The sequence below is a fragment of the Streptomyces sp. MMG1121 genome (assembly GCF_001280015.1).
GTDB lineage: Bacteria > Actinomycetota > Actinomycetes > Streptomycetales > Streptomycetaceae > Streptomyces.
On sequence record NZ_LGDV01000191.1, the window covers coordinates 46436 to 61834 of the forward strand.

The following is a 15399-nucleotide window of genomic DNA, read 5'->3' on the forward strand; positions in this document are numbered from 1 at the left end:
AGAGCGCCGTTGCTGTGCTTGCCCGGGGGCGATCCCCGGACCCCTGGCCGGGAGGGTGTTGCGCTAGCCGTTGGCCAACGCCTGCACCCGGTCCAGAGCACCGTTGAACTTGTCGTGGTCGCCGACGGTGGGGCCGGAGGAGGTGTACTGCCACATCGTGTAGTACGACCAGCCGGCCGGCAGTGTCCCCGGGTCCGAGGCGTACCGGGCGATCCACAGCGGGTTGTTCGCCGCGAAGCCGCCGTAGTTCCCGGTGCAGTCGCTCCACCAGCTGGTCGCCGTGTAGAGGACGGCGTCCCGGCCGGTGCGCGCCTTGTAGGTGTTCAGGAAGTCGGCGATCCAGCTGACCATCGCGCTCGCCGACTTGCCGTAGCACTCGGCGCCGTACGGGTTCCACTCGATGTCGAGGGCGCCGGGCAGGGTCTTGCCGTCCCTGGACCAGCCGCCGCCGTGGTCGACGAAGTAGTTGGCCTGGGTGGCGCCGCTGGTGGTGTCCGGGGTCGCGAAGTGGTAGGCGCCGCGGATCATGCCCACGTCGTACGAGCCGTTGTACTGCTGGGCGAAGTACGGGTTCGTGTAGTACGTGCCTTCCGTCGCCTTGGTGTACGCCCAGCGCACCCCGCTGCTCCACAGGGTCGACCAGGCGACGTTGCCCTGGTAGCCGGCGACGTCCACGCCCTCGGTCTGGGTGGCGTCACCGGTGCTCGGCGTGCCGCTCTGGCCGTCGTGGGCGAGGACGCCCATGCCCATGTGGGCGGAGCCCCGGCTGGGCGCGGTCGTGGCCTGGGCGGAGGTGAGGGGAAGGCTGCAGGAGAGCGCCGCGAGCAGGGCCGTGACGAGGACGGCGACGGGGCGCGGGCGGAAGGAGCGCGGTGTGCGGGGGGTATGGACGGAGCCGGGTCTGTGCACGGGCATGACGTGCCTCCGGGGAGTGGGGTGGGGGGACCGTGGCCGTGACATCCGATCGGGTGCTGCACTGGCGTGGGCATGCCATTCATTACCTGGTAAAGAAGCTACGCACGTAGATGACGGCGTGGGAAGGGGGTCCGGGCGCCGCCGTTGGTCTACGCCTGCGAAATACTGACGGAGCTGCGGCAATGACGACTTTTGGCAGAAACTTTCAGGATCGCGAAACCGAGCAGGGGTGCTGACGTGCACGAGGCCGGAAACGACGGCGCACATCGCGCCGCCGGGCAGATGACGCCCAGTGGTGCAGACCGGGAATTCCTGGCGCTGGAGCGGGAGTTGACACTGCTGCTCCGGCGCGCCCGGGCCAACCAGGGCGAGATGGCCCGCGAGGTCCATCCCGACCTGGAGTCCTCCGCGTACGGCCTGCTCATCCGGCTGGACGAGCTGGGCGGACAGCGGGCCACGGAACTCGCCGCCTACATCGGCGTCGGCAAGGCGACCATGTCCCGCCAGCTGCGCGCCCTGGAGGAGCTGGGCCTGATCGCCCGCGAACCCGATCCGGCCGACGGCCGGGCCTGGCTCGTCACCCTGACCGACGAGGGGCGCGGCCGGGTCGGCAAGGTCCGCGAGGCCCGCCGCGCCCGCTACGTCAGCCAGCTCGCCCACTGGGACCGCCACGAGGTCTCCGAACTCGCCCGGCTGCTCCATCAGTTGAACGGCGTCATGGAGAAGTAGGCGAAGCCCGAGCCGCCCGCGGGTCCCGGCGGACCCCGACGGGCCCCGGCGGTCCGCGGAAGTCCGGTCCGCGGAAGTCCGGTCCGCGGCCGCTCACAGCTCCACGTACGCCACCGTCGCGTCGTCGTGCGTCTTGCCGCGCCGCAGGAACGCCCGCTCCACGCTGTCCGCCGTCTCCAGCTCCCGCACCCGGTCCACCAGCGACCGGGCACCCTCCTTCTCGACCACGTCGAACAGGGCCGTCCAGTCACCCTCGCGGAACTTCTCCGTCCAGCGGGTCGCCCCGTCCGTCAGCGCGGCCAGGGCGCGGACCGCGCCGCGGGGTGCGGTGCCGGTGACCGCGCGGGCGGCCACCGCGGGGTCGGCGGCGGCCGTGAAGAAACCGCCCTCCTTGTTCCGCAGGTCGGCGTCCACCAGGGCCTCGGTGGCGAGCGCGGAGCGCGGGAGTCGGTCGAGACGGTCGTCCAGGACCGGGGTGACCGCGCCGTCGGGGGCCTTCAGGAGCAGCGCGGAGTCGGACAGCACCAGGTACTCGACGGCGTCGGCGGACCAGCGGGCCAGGGCGACGGTTGCCTGGGGGGTTCGCGGGTGAGAAAGGTCACAGGTGTCCGCGTGGGCCTCGGCGGTGCGCGCGATCGCCCGGGAAAGAATCTCCGGGAGCGTCAGATCTCGCCTTGAAACGGTCAGTTCGGTCAGCGCGCCGCCGAGTCGCGCGGTGAACCAGGGGACCGGGTGAAGACACCCCGTCCCGCCCTTCGGCGGTGTCACCCCGTCCAGGACGATCACGCAACCGCCCTGTCCGGAGGCGGGTAGTCCGACACCGGCGAAGTCCTCGTTGGGGCGGTTCGCGTCACCGGGTTCCGAAACGAGATCAGTTCGCATCCGGCCAGTCTGCACGAGGTCTTCACGGGTTTCGTCAAAGGCTGGCAAGTGCCGTCGAATCGATACGACCTCGCAGGTCAGGCGCCTGTTTTGAGGGGGAATAGGCCATTCCGGGAAGGCGTGGTTGGCGAATACTGCCAAAGCCTGCCGCGTGCGTCCAACCGGCGTGCCGGGCAAGAGCGATGCACACGCCACAGGAACTTGCCCGCCAACTCACCTCCGATGTTCACTCCTTCGGGTGGCGGGTCAGGTGATGCGCGACCACCGCCAACCGGCGCTGGGAGGGTCGGGAACCGTACGAACCGGGTGTACGCACCACTTGGCACCGAGATGACGGGGCGCCACCCGGGCCCCTGCGTAGACGAGTTCAGGATTGCGAGCACCGGTGCAGAAAATGCGGCCTCGGCGCACAGGCAGGCAGACGGACCCCGTGGGGACCGCCGAGCGGACCCCCGTGGGCAGCGGCCGCCCCACTCATGTGCGCACCCGGCTGATCGTCGCCGTCGCCGTGGTGGCCGCCGCCATCGCCGGTGCCGGGGCGCCCTCCCTGCTCGGCGCTTCCCAGCAGGTCAGTGACTCCCAGGACCTGGTGACGCTGGCCGCCCGCACCCAGGACGCGCTCCAGCTCGCGCACTCACTTGCCGACGAGCGCGACGAGGTCACCTCCTACATCGCGGCGGGGCGTGCCAAGTCCAAGGCGCCGTCAGAGGACCGCAGCGCCCGCGTCGACCGCGAGGTCGAGGATCTGCGCGCCGACTCCGACACCCCGGCGGACCTGCGCGGCGACCTCGACGGCATCGCCGCCGTCCGCCGGTCCGCGCTCACCGGCAAGACCACCGCCCTCCAGGCCCACCAGGCCTACTCGCAGACGATCGCCGCCCTGCACAAGGTCGCCGAGCAGCTGGCCGAGCAGTCGCCCCCGCGGGCCGGCTCCGGCGCCCACGCGCTCGCCGAACTGGACACCGCCGTCCAGCAGTCCGCCGCCGCCCGCGGGCTGCTGCTGGCCGCGCTGAACGTGCCCTCCGCCTCCCGGACGGTGATCAGCCCCGTCACCGGCCTGCCGACCACGACCTCCACCGCCTCGGAGGCCGACAGGAAGCAGCGCGACGGCCTCACCGCCGCCGCCCAGCAGGCCCGGCTGCGTGCCGACGCGGCCCTCGCCGACTTCCGCGAGACCGCTCCGCAGTCCGCCGTCGACTCCTACGACTCCACGGTCACGGGTTCCGACGTCAACTCGGCGGACACCTACCTGGCCACGCTCACCGGCCAGCCCACCCTCGCCGACAGCGAGCTGACCACGAGCACCAAGAAGCTGGACGCGGCCCTGTCCGCCCGGGTCGACCTGATGCGCGGCGCGGAATCGGCCCTCTACGACCACCGCACCAAGGACCTGGCGAAACTCCGGGACGACGACGTCACCGCCCTGGAGATCCGCATCGCCGTGCTCGGCGCCCTGATGCTGGTGGCCGTGGGCATCGCGACGGCCATGGCCCGCACGCTCACCCGCCCGCTGTCCGTCCTGCGCCGGGGCTCGGCCCGGCTGGCGGAGTCCGAGGACCCGGCGGCCCAGGAGCCGATCGCCTTCACCGGCCGCAACGACGAGTTCGCCCAGGTGGTCCGCGCGGTCAACGCCCTGCACGGGCACGCGGCGGCCCTGCACGAGCGCGTGAGCACGCTGGAGACGGACCGCAAGCACCTGGTCGGCCAGCGCCAGAAGATGGCCGACGCCCGTGCGGAACTCCACGCCGAACTGGCCGACGCGGAAGCCCAGTTGCGGCGCCTGCGCACGAGCATCGGCGGTACGTTCGTCAACCTCGCCCTGCGCACCCTCGGCCTGGTCGAGCGTCAGCTCGCCGTCATCGAGGGCCTGGAGGAGCGCGAACAGGACCCCGACCGCCTCGCCACGCTCTTCAAACTGGACCACTTCGCCACGGTCATGCGCCGGCACAGCGAGAACCTCCTGGTCCTCGCCGGCACCGAGCACGTCCAGCAGCACCACGGCCCGGTCCCGCTGGTCGACGTCGTCCGCGCGGCGGTCAGCGAGATCGAGCGCTACGAGCGCGTCCGTATCGCCGCGCTGCCCCCGCACGCCCACGTGGCGGGCTTCGCGGCCGACGACCTCTCCCATCTGCTGGCCGAACTGATGGAGAACGCCACGTCGTTCTCCCCGCCGGACCTGCCGGTCGAGGTCTCCGGCTGGCTCCTGGAGAGCGGCGAGGTGATGCTCTCGGTCCAGGACGAGGGGATCGGCATCGCGGCGGACCGCCTCGACCGCCTCAACGCCCGCCTGGCCGACTTCGACCCCGAGTCCCACTACGACAACGAGGGCGACGCCGGTCTCGGCCTCGGCCTCTACGTCGTCGCCCGCCTCGCCCACCGCCACGGCGTCCGGGTCCGGCTGCGCGAGCAGAAGCAGGGCGGCATCGCGGCGGTCGTGGTCCTGCCCGCCACCCTCCTGACCGAGGCCCCGCCTGCCGCCCTGCCCCCGCAGACCTCGGCCATGGGCACCACCGGCGCCTTCTCCCTGCCCGGCGCCGACGCCGAGGTCAACTCCAACGTCCTGCACGGCCGCACGAAGGACACCGACCCGCTGGTGACCCTGGCGGAGCAGGTGATCCGGGCCGAGGGAACCGCGGTCCACGAGCAGGCCGAGCCGAGCGCCGCCCAGCACACGGCAACCCGCCCGAAGGCCCCGGCGGAGACGCCCGCCGAGACGACGATGGAGCTGCTGCTCCCGGACCTGACGCAGGAGCCGGCACCCGCGGCCCCGGCGGCACCCGCGGCCCCGGCGGCCGCCGACGGCGAGGACGAACGCGCCGAGACCGAGGTCGAAGCCGAGGCCGAGGCCGAGACCGAAGGCGAGACGGTCACGGCCAAGGGCCTCCCCAAGCGCACCCCCAAGATCACCGCACCGACCCGCGCCCCGCGCCAGCGGACCGGCACCGTCGACGCCGAAGCCCTCCGCAGGAGACTCGGCGGCTTCCGCCGCGGCGCCCAGGCCGGCTACCGCGACGTAGAGGCGGAGATCGAAGAACAGACCGCCGGCCACCAGCGGCCGACCAGCTACGCACACGCCGAAGAAGCCACGGGGGGCACAGCCGAGGAGGCAAGCAGTTGACCGCGCCCAGTACCTACGGACTGAGCAGTGAAGCACGCAACCTGCACTGGCTGCTGACCAACCTGGTGGAGGAAGTACCCGGTATCGAGTCGGTCGCCGTGGTCTCCTCGGACGGCCTGCTGCTGCTCTCGTCCGATCCCGCCCGGACCGAGCAGTCCCGGCAACGCCGTCCGGCGAAGGGGCCGCGCGGCTCCTCCGCCGACCTCGCCACCATCGTCTCCGGCATCGGCAGCCTCACCGTCGGCGCCGCCAGGCTGATGCAGCTCGGCGGGGTCAAGCACACCATGGTCGCCATGGAGGAGGGCAGCCTCTTCGTGATGTCCATCAGCGACGGCTCGCTGCTGGGTGTGCACGGTTCCGCCGAGTGCGACATGAGCGTGGTGGCGTACCACATGGCCCTGTTCGTCGGCCGCGCCGGCCACGTGCTGACCCCCGAACTCCGCACCGAGCTGCGGAAATCCCTGGAAGCCGAGTCGACAGGGAGTGCCCGATGACCGGCACGCCGAACAAACTCCCCGTGCGCGGCGGCGACCGCAAACCCGCCCGCGTCCGCCCCTACTCGCTCACCGGCGGCCGTACCCGTTTCGGCCACGTCCTCCTCGTGGAGACGTTCGTCGCGGCGCTGGAGGCCCCGGAGGAGCGCAAAGAGCTGACGAATGGTTCCCTCACCACCCGGGTCATGCCGGAGATGCGGGCCATCGTCGAACTGTGCCGCCGTATGCGCACGGTGGCCGAGATCGCCGCGCTGCTGAAGATGCCGCTCGGCGTGGTCCGCGTCCTGCTGAGCGACCTCGCGGACCAGGGAAAGATCCGTGTGTACGGCACCGGCACCGGTCACGGCACCGGCCGCCCGGACCGCGCTCTGCTGGAAAGGGTGCTGAGTGGACTCCGTCGTCTCTGACGCCGCCCCCGTTGGGGGCACCCCCCTCGTCGCCGGGTTCACCGAGCCCGACGAGGACCTGAGGTCCTGGCAGACGGACCGCACCCGGGCTCCGATCGCCACGAAGATAGTGGTGGCGGGTGGCTTCGGCGTCGGCAAGACCACGCTGGTCACCGCCGTCTCGGAGATCACGCCGCTGCAGACCGAGGCGCTGATGACCGAGGCGAGCGAGGAGACCGACGACCTCACCGCCACGCCGGGCAAGCTCACCACCACCGTGGCGATGGACTTCGGCCGCATCACGCTCGACGACGACCTGGTGCTCTATCTGTTCGGCACCCCGGGCCAGCAGCGGTTCTGGTTCATGTGGGACGACCTGGTGCGCGGCGCGATCGGTGCCGTCGTCCTGGCCGACACCCGTCGTCTGAAGGACTGCTTCCCGGCGCTGGACTACTTCGAGAGCTGCGGACTGCCGTACGTCGTCGCGGTCAACCACTTCGACGGCAGCGATCGGTTCGATCCCGAGGACGTACGGGAGGCGCTGACGATACCGGCGCACATCCCTGTCATGATCATGGATGCGCGGCGTCGAATTTCGGCCATCGAGACCCTCCTGGCCCTGGTCGGCCACGCGCTGGACGAAACCCCCGAGTAGTCCCGGTTAGGAGCCATCACCCGCATGCGGAAGATACTCGTCGTCGGAGCCGGCCAGTCCGGCCTCCAGCTCGCCCTCGGCCTGCAGTCGCACGGCTACGAGGTCACCCTGATGTCGAACCGGACCGCGGACGAGATCCGCACCGGCCGCGTCATGTCGACGCAGTGCATGTTCGACACGGCACTGCGGTACGAGCGCGATCTCCAGCTGAACTTCTGGGAGTCCCAGGCCCCGAAGATCGAGGGACTCGGCGTCTCGGTCGCGGCCCCCGGCTCGCACGACCCGGGCCCCACCCAGCGGGCCATCGACTGGGTGGGCAAGCTCGACGGGTTCGCGCAGTCGGTCGACCAGCGGGTGAAGATGGCCGGCTGGATGGAGACCTTCGCGCAGCGCGGCGGCCAGCTGGTCATCCACGGCGCGGCGGTCGGCGACCTCGACTACTTCTCCCGCGCCTACGACCTCGTCCTGGTCGCGGCCGGCAAGGGCGAGCTGGTCCAGATGTTCGGCCGCGACGCCTCGCGCTCCCCGTACAGCGAGCCGCAGCGGGCGCTCGCGGTGGCGTACGTCCACGGGCTCGGCCCGCGCCCGGAGCACCCGGACTTCGACGCCGTGCGCTGCAACCTGGTGCCGGGCGTCGGCGAGCTGTTCGTCATGCCGACCCTGACCACCTCCGGGCGCGCCGACATCCTGTTCTGGGAGGGCATACCCGGCGGCCCGCTCGACGTCTTCAACGGCGTCAAGGACCCGGCGGAGCACCTCTCCCTGACCCTGGAACTCATGGAGAAGTTCACGCCCTGGGAGTACGCGCGGGCGACGAAGGTCGAACTGACCGATGCCGGCGGCACGTTGGCGGGCCGTTACGCGCCCACCGTCCGCAACCCCATCGGCCGCCTCCCCGGCGGCGGCCTGGTCCTGGGCGTCGCGGACGTCGTCGTGGCCAACGACCCGATCACCGGCCAGGGCTCCAACTCGGCGTCCAAGTGCGCCGCCGCCTACCTCGCCTCGATCCTCGAACACGGGGACAAGGAGTTCGACGAGACCTGGATGCAGGCGACGTTCGACCGGTACTGGAACACGGCGCAGCACGTCACCAAGTGGACGAACGCGATGCTGGCGCCGCCGCCGGAGCACATCCTGAACCTCATCGGCGCCGCCGGCCAGCTCCAGCCCGTCGCCGACCGCTTCGCCAACGCGTTCAACGACCCGGCCGACTTCGAGAACTTCTTCTACGAGCCGGACAGGACGCAGGCCTATCTGACGTCGGTCGCCGGGGCCTGATCCGGACGTACGGCGCCGAGCACCGGGTACGACGCCAGGGGTGACACCCCGACGGCCACGCCCGGTCTCGGCGCCTGCACGACCTTGCCGTCCCCGACGTACATCGCCACGTGCGTCGCGTCCGGGAAGTAGACCACCAGGTCACCCGGCCGCAGCGCGCTCAGCGGGATTCTCGTCAGCCGCTCCCACTGCCCCTGGCTGGTGCGCGGAATGGGCGTGCCCGCATGCTCCCAGGCCTGGGAGGTCAGGCCCGAGCAGTCGTAGGAGTCGGGCCCCTGCGTGCCCCACTGGTACGGCTTGCCCAGCTGGTCCATGGCGTAGCGGACCGCGCGGCCGCCGGCCGGGGAGGCGGTGCGGCTCGTGGGGAGGGCGCCCGCGGTGCCGAGCCGCTGCTGGGCCGCGGTGACGCCGCGCTGCTCCAGCCCGGCGATCGCGGCCAGCTGGTCCGGGGTGAGCGTGGCCAGCAGGCGTTCCACGCCGGCCAGTTTGGCCTGGACGTCGTCGCGCTGCTTCTTGTGCTGGTCCGCGAGCGTGAGCTGGGTGTCGAGGGCCGTGCGGGCCGCCCGGGCCAGGGCGTCCCGCCGTTTCTCCGTGGCCGTCAGCCGGGACACCGTCCGGGCCCGCTCGCGCGCCAGCTCGCCGATGACGTGGCCCTCGTCCAGCGCGCGTTCCGGGTCGGAGGCGAGCAGCAGGCGCACATACGGTCCGAGGCCGGTGGCGTTCTGGTACTGCTGGCGGGCCAGCCGGCCGGCGTCGGTCCGGCTGCCTTGCAGGGCGAGCCGGGAGCGGGCCAGTTCGCCGTCCAGCCGGGACACCTCGGCGCGCTGCCGCGTCAGCTTCTCGGCGGTGGCGTTGTAGGTCTCGGTGGCCTGTTCGGTCTGCCGGTACATCTGCTGCAGGTCCGTCAGCAGCTGGGCGACGGAGCGCTGCGGGTCCGGCGCGGCCACGGCGGGTACGGGTGCGAGGACGGCCTGGGCCGCCATCGCCGCCGTACAGGCCAGGCGCAGAAGTGTTCCTGACACGTCGTCACCTCGGGTGCGGGGAGGGCGGGCTTCTTCTCGCCTCCTATCGCACCGGGATAATCAGATGAATCCGTGCGGGGCGCGCGCCCGGTGTGCGCGGTTCGGCCCAAGCCTGTCACCCGTTCGCGTCGTCCGGCTTGCCGGGCGGCTCGGCCGCGGGCTTCGACCAGGGCCACCTGAGCCTGCCGGCGGAGGTGTCGTCCGGGGTGTAGGTGTACTTCCACCCCTGGATCAGGCCCAGCCGCTTGCTGTATCCGCGCGGCACGCGGTGGTAGACGAGCACCGTGGGCGGGCCGCCGTCCGGGGCGGGGACGGGGATGCGGTACGTCTTCGGGGGATGCCCGGTCGGGCCGACCGTCACGGGCAGTACCCGCCCGTCCATGGGGCCGCCCTCGAAGGGGGTGTCCTGGCTCTTCACGGGTTCAGTCTCGGCCATCTCCGGCGAGTGCGCCGACGAGGGCGGCCGTCTGCGGGTCCCGGGCCGCGGTGACCGTGAGGACGGCCACGAACTGCTCCACCAGCCAGTCGCGCAGCTCCTCGACCGGGGGCTGCTTGTCCTCGTCCAGCCAGATCAGGGAGGCGGCTTCGACGGCGGTGATCCACATCCGGACGGTCATCCGCAGCCGGGGGCCGGGGGCGGCGACGCCCAGATGGCGGTAGATGTGCTCGGCGGCGGCCCGGCGTACGCCGTCCACGGTGGCGGTGGTGCGGGAGGTCTCCACCACGCTGCCGCCCTGGAGCAGCGCGCTGAACCCGGTGTCGTGCTCGTCGACGAAGGCCAGATAACGGTCCAGGGCGCGGGACAGCCGGTCCAGCAGGGGGCCCCGCCGGGGTTCGTCGAAGCACTGCCGCAGCTCCTCGGCGGCGGAGCGCAGCGCGGCCTCGTACAGCTGCTGCTTGCCGCCCGGGAAGTACCGGTACACGAGCGGCCGGGACACCCCGGCCGCCTCCGCCACGTCGTCCAGCGACACGTCCTCGGGGGCGCGGTGCGCGAAGAGTGTGAGCGCGGCGTCGAGGAGCTGGCTTCGCCGCTCCTCGACGCTCAGGCGGCGGTAGGCGGGAGTGGCGGACGGGGTCATGTCCGGAAGCCTAATCGCTCCGCTGAGGCGGCCGTCCTTCGTTCGCGGCCTCGTCGTGGCTGCTCGCGCCCACGCGGCGGAGCCGCATACGGACACGGCCCCGCGCCCCTCGGGCCGGCGCTCCGGCCCTACGCCAGGAGGCCCGAGGACCTCCACAGCCGCCGCCCCACTCCCCGGAGCACCCCGATGTCGTCCAGGAAGTCGGTCAACCGCTTGGCGCCGGTCTGCATGACCTCCCGCCGGTGCCCGCTCGCCTTCACCTGGGCCATCGCCTCCCGCTTGTCCAGTCCCACGTTCGTGTAGACCTCGGGATTCACGAAGGCGACCGAGAAGACGCGCGCGAACTCGCCCGAGGTGACCCGGGTGAACTCCTGCGACCACTTGGGGGCGGTCAGCATCTGGCGGCGCAGTTCCTCGCGGGCGTAGCGCACGTGCCGGGCCTCCTCGACCACGTGGATGCGGGTGACGCCCCGGACGAGGGGCTGGACGCGCTCGTCCGGGAAGGTCAGGCGCTGCATCCAGTCCAGGACCTCCTCGCCGAGCAGGGTCGCCGTGAAGGAACCGGGTGTCGTGGAGATGGTCTTGAAGACCCGGCCGAGGTTCTGGTGGGCCCTGCCGACCGGGTACCAGGGCGTGCCGCCGTGCGAGATCAGCCGGGCGAACATCTTCGAGTGCCGGCACTCGTCCTCGATCTCGGTGAGCGCGTAGCGCACATGCGCGCTCGTCGCCGCCTTGTCGTAGACGTGCCGGACGAGCAGCTGCATCAGGATCAGTTCGAACCAGATGCCGAGCGAGGCCAGTGCCGCCGCCTCGTGCTGGGAGAGCAGGATCCGCTGTTCCTCGCTCATCCGCTGCCACATCGGGGTGTCGTACAGCGACACCAGCTCCGGCGGCCAGAACCACTTGCCCTCCTCGAAGGGCGCGTCCCAGTCCAGCTCCTTGTCCGGGTCGAAGGAGTGCCTGGCGGAGGAGGCGAGCAGCCGTTCGGCCACCTGTTCCCGGTCCTTGAGCAGGCCGAGCGCGTCGCGCAGTCCTTCCAGCGCGTCCGCTTCCGTCAGCGTCGTCATGGCTCCCTCACCTCGTTACCGGGGGGTACGTCGTCGTACCCCTTATGAGACTGCCTGTCAGCAAGGCCGTCAATCCCTTGCACATGACTTGTTGACTCCGCGTCTACGTGTGAGCCTGCGGGGTATGCCGACCCATGACCTGTACGCCAACGATCCGGGAGACTCCCCCTGGCCGGTGCCCGCGAGCGGCGCGGCCCGGTTCAGCTGGGAGTACGACGACGGCCGCGACCGGCTGCTCGCCCTGTACCAGAAGGGCAAGGACAAGCAGTGGGACGGGCAGCGGCGCATCGACTGGGACCTGGAGGTCGATCCGTACGACCCGCTCGGCACGCCCGAGGAGGCAATGGCCCTGTACGGCACGCCGTACTGGGACAAGATGACCGAGAAGGACAAGGACGAGCTGCGCCGGCACTTCGCCTCCTGGCAGTTCAGCCAGTTCCTGCACGGTGAGCAGGGCGCGATGATCTGCGCGGCGCGGATCGTGGAGTCGGTGCCCGACCTGGACGCCAAGTACTACTCCGCGACCCAGACGATGGACGAGGCCCGGCACGCCGAGATCTACGGCCGCTTCCTGCACGAGAAGATCGGGATGGTCTATCCGATCAACGACAATCTGCAGTCGCTGCTCGGTGACACCCTGCGCGACAGCCGGTGGGACATGCCCTATCTGGGCATGCAGGTGCTCATCGAGGGGCTGGCGCTGGCCGCCTTCGGGATGATCCGGGACACCACGAACAAGCCGCTGCCCAAACAGATCCTGGCCTACGTCATGCAGGACGAGGCCCGGCACGTGGCCTTCGGCCGGATGGCGCTGCGCGACTACTACAGGCAGCTCTCCGACGCCGAACTGCGCGAGCGTGAGGAGTTCGTCATCGAGGGCTGCTATCTGATGCGCGACCGGCTGCGCGGCGAGGAGGTGCTGGAGAACTTCGGCATCCCCAAGGCCGAGGCGGGACAGCTCAGCGAGCGCTCCGAGTTCCTCCAGCTGTTCCGCAAACTGCTGTTCAGCCGCATCGTGCCCTGCGTCAAGGACATCGGCCTGTGGGGCAAGCGGCTCCAGCAGGCCTATCTGGACATGGGCGTCTTCGAGCTGGGCGATGCCAGTCTGGACCTGCTCATGGCCCAGGACGAGGAGCTGGCCGAGCAGTTGGACGCGGAGCGCTTCGCCGCCGAGGAACGGGAGCGGGTGGCGGAGGTGGCCCAGGCCGTGGAGGCGGGCGCGGCCGAGGACTGAGGCCGGTGCCGGGGCCCGAGGTCCGGGAGCGGCGGCGGGGCGTTCACCCAGGTGCAGTAGCGTGCTGGCGTGTCCATGCCTCCACCACCGCAGCAGCCGCAGCCGCCGTACGGCCAGCAGCCGCCGTACGGCCAGCAGCCTCCCTACGGCCAGCAGCCGCAGGCCGCCCCCGGCCCGTACGGTTCCCCGTACCCGCAGCAGTACCCCCAGCAGCCGTACCCGCCGCAGCCCTACCCCCAGCAGCAGCCCTACCCGGCCTGGGGCGCGCCGCCCATGGCCCCGCCGCCGAAGAAGCGCCGCATCGGGCTGGTGCTCGGGATCGTGGGCGGTGTCCTCACGCTGATCGTCGTGGGGCTCGTCCTGATCGGGGCGGCGATGAGCAGCGGCTTCCCCGAGGCGAAGAACAAGCTCACGCTGCCCAAGACCCTGCTCGACGGGAAGTACCAGCTCGCCCGGGACCTCTCCGACTCCGAGGGCAAGAAGATCGAGGACGAGGCCGACGGCGCCTGGGACGCCAAGGACACCCACGGCGTGGTCGGCAGCTACAACCTGGGCGGCGACGCGGCCAAGGGCACCCTGGCGGTGTCGGGCATGTACGGCCGGTTCAAGAACGCCGACTCCGCCCGCCGGGCCATGATGAAGGGCGCCGCCCAGGGTGACGGCGCCACGGTCGCCGTGGCCCCGAAGGACTTCGACCTGAGCGGCGTGACGATCACCTGCGAGGTGGTGACGCAGGAGCAGATGGGCGCGAAGATCACCGTGCCCATGTGCGCCTGGGCCGACGGCAACACCGGCGCCACGGTCGCGGTGGTCAACACGCCGCAGCTGTCGCAGGACCCGTCGGAGGTGGATCTGCCGGGGCTCGCGAAGAACACCGTCGAGATCCGTACCGAGGCGGTCAAGCCGATCGGCTGACCGCCGTGCGCCCTCAGGTGCGGCAGCCGGTCCTCCGCCTCGGCGACCGTCGGGCGGTGGCCGGCCGGCACCCACCACGGCGCGGCCGTCGGCGAAGGCCCTCGACCGGGGCGATTCCAAAGGGAAGCCGAGGCCGGCGACGGCGGCCTCGGCACCCCCGTCTCACTTCCCGAGCACCGCCCGCATCACGTCCCGCGCGATCGGCGCCGCGTCCCCGCCGCCGCTGATCTCGCCCCGGTTCGCCGAGGCGTCCTCCACCACCACCGCGACCGCAACCTGCGGCTCCAGGGCGTCCTTGGCCTGCGCCCAGGAGATGAACCAGGCGTACGGCACACCGGAGTTGCCGACCCCGTGCTGCGCGGTGCCGGTCTTGCCGCCGACCACGGCGCCGGGGATGGCCGCCCGGCCGCCGGTGCCCTCCCGGACCACGTCCGTCATCAGCTCCTTCAGCCGTACGGCCGTCGCCGGGTTCATCACCTGCCGCACCGGATGCGCCCCGCTGCCGGCGACCGTCTCACCGGTGTGCCGGGTGGTCCGCTCCACCAGGTACGGCGAGCGCAGCTGCCCGCCGTCGGCGACGGCCGACGCGACCATCGCCATCTGCAGCGGCGTGGCCCGCGTGTTGTACTGCCCGATCGACGACAGGGCCAGCTGCGCCCGGTCCACATGCGGGTCGAAGGTGCTGGTCGCGGCGGAGAAGGGGATGCGCAGCGTGGTGTCGTCGAACCCGAACGCCTGGGCCGTGGCCACCATGTTCGTGACGCCGACGTCCACGCCGAGCTTGGCGAACACGGTGTTGCAGGACCACTCGAAGGCCGTCCGCAGCGAGGCGTCCCGGCAGCCGTCGGCCTCGTTGGTCAGCCGGGTCGTGGTGCCCGGCAGCCGGTAGGGCTCGGGGGAGTCGGTGGGCTCGTCCACGTCCATGACCGCCCCTGCGTCCAGCGCCGCCGCCGCGGTGACCACCTTGAACGTCGAGCCCGGCGGATAGGTCTGCCGTACCGCCCGGTTGAGCATCGGCTTCTCCGGGTCGTGGTTGAGCCGCTCCCACGCCGAAGCCACCGCCTCGCCGTTGCCGGACAGCTGCCCGGGGTCGTACGACGGGCTCGTCACCAGGGCCAGGATGCGTCCGGTGGCCGGTTCGATCGCGGCGACCGCGCCCTTGCGCCCCGCCAGTCCCCGGTACGCCGCCTCCTGCGCATGCCGGTTCAGGGTCGTCACGAGGTTCCCGGCCGGAGCGGGCTTGTGCGTCATGTCGTTCCACAGCGGCAGCGGCGACAGCATCGGATCGGTGCCGGAGAGCACCCCGTCCGCGGCGTGCTCCAGGAACGTGGTGCCGTACGTCTGCGAGGCGAAGCCGGTGACCGGCGCGTACAACGGGCCGTTGCGGTAGGCGCGTTCGTAGCGCAGCTGCTCGCCGGTGTCGACGGACCCGGTGACCGGTTCGCCGTCGACCACGATGTCGCCGCGCGGCTGGCCGTAACGGGCGATCGTGGGACGACGGTTGGCCGGGTTGTCGTCGTAGAGGCGGGACTGCACGACCTGCACCCGGGCGGCGTTGACCAGCAGGGCCGCGAGCAGCAGTGTGCAGAACGCGCAGGCGTGCCGGATGTAGCGGGCCATGGGCC

Annotated in this window: 15 protein-coding genes and 1 pseudogene; 8 read left to right on the forward strand and 8 right to left on the reverse strand. The window is 71.5% G+C overall.

What is annotated here, in order from left to right; translation table 11 throughout:
* Positions 1-63 precede the first annotated feature (63 nt).
* Complete coding sequence (locus ADK64_RS21115) at positions 64-915, reverse strand: lysozyme (protein WP_053661312.1); 852 nt, start codon at positions 913-915, stop codon at positions 64-66.
* Between the two features lie 237 nt (positions 916-1152).
* On the opposite strand from ADK64_RS21115, the gene ADK64_RS21120 reads away from it, so the two are divergent.
* A complete protein-coding gene (locus ADK64_RS21120; protein WP_053661314.1) occupies positions 1153-1644 on the forward strand; it encodes a MarR family transcriptional regulator in 492 nt (163 codons plus the stop codon).
* 93 nt (positions 1645-1737) lie between these two features.
* Here the strand turns inward: ADK64_RS21120 and ADK64_RS21125 are convergent, their stop codons facing one another.
* Positions 1738-2526 carry a protein phosphatase 2C domain-containing protein gene (locus ADK64_RS21125; protein WP_078992761.1) on the reverse strand — a complete coding sequence of 263 codons (789 nt, stop codon included), beginning with the start codon at positions 2524-2526 and terminating at the stop codon, positions 1738-1740.
* Positions 2527-2911: 385 nt separating this feature from the next.
* Between ADK64_RS21125 and ADK64_RS21130 the strand changes: the two genes are divergently transcribed.
* From ADK64_RS21130 to ADK64_RS21150, 5 genes are read left to right on the forward strand one after another with little or no spacing between them, the layout of a single operon-like run.
* Entirely contained in the window at positions 2912-5644 is a 2733-nt protein-coding gene (locus ADK64_RS21130; RefSeq protein WP_199829667.1) for a nitrate- and nitrite sensing domain-containing protein, read from the forward strand.
* Positions 5641-6138: a roadblock/LC7 domain-containing protein gene (locus tag ADK64_RS21135; RefSeq protein ID WP_053661319.1), complete on the forward strand. Its 498-nt coding sequence runs from the start codon at positions 5641-5643 to the stop codon at positions 6136-6138. Before ADK64_RS21130 ends, ADK64_RS21135 begins: the two co-directional genes overlap by 4 nt.
* Positions 6135-6545 (forward strand): DUF742 domain-containing protein, encoded by a 411-nt coding sequence (locus ADK64_RS21140; RefSeq protein ID WP_053661321.1) that lies wholly within the window; start codon positions 6135-6137, stop codon positions 6543-6545. The genes ADK64_RS21135 and ADK64_RS21140 overlap by 4 nt, the downstream gene beginning before the upstream one ends.
* Positions 6526-7179, forward strand: coding sequence for a GTP-binding protein (locus ADK64_RS21145; RefSeq protein WP_053661323.1), 654 nt, complete (start codon positions 6526-6528; stop codon positions 7177-7179). The genes ADK64_RS21140 and ADK64_RS21145 overlap by 20 nt, the downstream gene beginning before the upstream one ends.
* A gap of 24 nt (positions 7180-7203) precedes the next feature.
* Positions 7204-8457 (forward strand): styrene monooxygenase/indole monooxygenase family protein, encoded by a 1254-nt coding sequence (locus ADK64_RS21150; RefSeq protein ID WP_053661324.1) that lies wholly within the window; start codon positions 7204-7206, stop codon positions 8455-8457.
* Here the strand turns inward: ADK64_RS21150 and ADK64_RS21155 are convergent.
* The 4 genes from ADK64_RS21155 to ADK64_RS21170 form a co-directional block, all read right to left on the reverse strand.
* A complete protein-coding gene (locus ADK64_RS21155; RefSeq protein ID WP_053661326.1) occupies positions 8430-9479 on the reverse strand; it encodes a C40 family peptidase in 1050 nt (349 codons plus the stop codon). The genes ADK64_RS21150 and ADK64_RS21155 overlap by 28 nt on opposite strands.
* A gap of 115 nt (positions 9480-9594) precedes the next feature.
* The gene (locus tag ADK64_RS21160; RefSeq protein ID WP_199829668.1) at positions 9595-9915 is read right to left on the reverse strand and encodes a hypothetical protein; all 321 of its coding nucleotides are present in this window, start codon (positions 9913-9915) and stop codon (positions 9595-9597) included.
* Positions 9902-10558 (reverse strand): TetR/AcrR family transcriptional regulator, encoded by a 657-nt coding sequence (locus ADK64_RS21165; RefSeq protein ID WP_053661328.1) that lies wholly within the window; start codon positions 10556-10558, stop codon positions 9902-9904. Before ADK64_RS21165 ends, ADK64_RS21160 begins: the two co-directional genes overlap by 14 nt.
* A 128-nt stretch (positions 10559-10686) precedes the next feature.
* The gene (locus ADK64_RS21170; RefSeq protein ID WP_053661330.1) at positions 10687-11625 is read right to left on the reverse strand and encodes an AurF N-oxygenase family protein; all 939 of its coding nucleotides are present in this window, start codon (positions 11623-11625) and stop codon (positions 10687-10689) included.
* A gap of 124 nt (positions 11626-11749) precedes the next feature.
* Here ADK64_RS21170 and ADK64_RS21175 point away from each other — a divergent pair, with 124 nt between their 5' ends.
* Positions 11750-12859 (forward strand): ferritin-like domain-containing protein, encoded by a 1110-nt coding sequence (locus ADK64_RS21175; RefSeq protein WP_053661332.1) that lies wholly within the window; start codon positions 11750-11752, stop codon positions 12857-12859.
* Positions 12860-12934: 75 nt separating this feature from the next.
* Positions 12935-13774, forward strand: coding sequence for a hypothetical protein (locus tag ADK64_RS21180; RefSeq protein WP_324614431.1), 840 nt, complete (start codon positions 12935-12937; stop codon positions 13772-13774).
* On the opposite strand, the pseudogene ADK64_RS43245 reads toward ADK64_RS21180, so the two are convergent.
* Positions 13756-13857 (reverse strand): annotated as a pseudogene (locus ADK64_RS43245) (DUF3291 domain-containing protein); the annotation flags it as partial. The gene ADK64_RS21180 and the pseudogene ADK64_RS43245 sit on opposite strands and share 19 nt — an antisense overlap.
* Before the next feature lie 79 nt (positions 13858-13936).
* Positions 13937-15394, reverse strand: coding sequence for a penicillin-binding transpeptidase domain-containing protein (locus ADK64_RS21185; protein ID WP_199829675.1), 1458 nt, complete (start codon positions 15392-15394; stop codon positions 13937-13939).
* Between the last annotated feature and the right edge of the window lie 5 nt (positions 15395-15399).

Bases quoted from the DNA above. Each gene is read 5' to 3' on its own strand.
- ADK64_RS21150 (WP_053661324.1), top strand. From the start codon at position 7,204: ATGCGGAAGATACTCGTCGTCGGAGCCGGCCAGTCCGGCCTCCAGCTC.
- ADK64_RS21160 (WP_199829668.1), bottom strand. From the start codon at position 9,915: ATGGCCGAGACTGAACCCGTGAAGAGCCAGGACACCCCCTTCGAGGGC.
- ADK64_RS21185 (WP_199829675.1), bottom strand. From the start codon at position 15,394: ATGGCCCGCTACATCCGGCACGCCTGCGCGTTCTGCACACTGCTGCTC.
- ADK64_RS21165 (WP_053661328.1), bottom strand. From the start codon at position 10,558: ATGACCCCGTCCGCCACTCCCGCCTACCGCCGCCTGAGCGTCGAGGAG.
- ADK64_RS21170 (WP_053661330.1), bottom strand. From the start codon at position 11,625: ATGACGACGCTGACGGAAGCGGACGCGCTGGAAGGACTGCGCGACGCG.
- ADK64_RS21140 (WP_053661321.1), top strand. From the start codon at position 6,135: ATGACCGGCACGCCGAACAAACTCCCCGTGCGCGGCGGCGACCGCAAA.
- ADK64_RS21180 (WP_324614431.1), top strand. From the start codon at position 12,935: ATGCCTCCACCACCGCAGCAGCCGCAGCCGCCGTACGGCCAGCAGCCG.
- ADK64_RS21115 (WP_053661312.1), bottom strand. From the start codon at position 915: ATGCCCGTGCACAGACCCGGCTCCGTCCATACCCCCCGCACACCGCGC.
- ADK64_RS21125 (WP_078992761.1), bottom strand. From the start codon at position 2,526: ATGCGAACTGATCTCGTTTCGGAACCCGGTGACGCGAACCGCCCCAAC.
- ADK64_RS21175 (WP_053661332.1), top strand. From the start codon at position 11,750: ATGCCGACCCATGACCTGTACGCCAACGATCCGGGAGACTCCCCCTGG.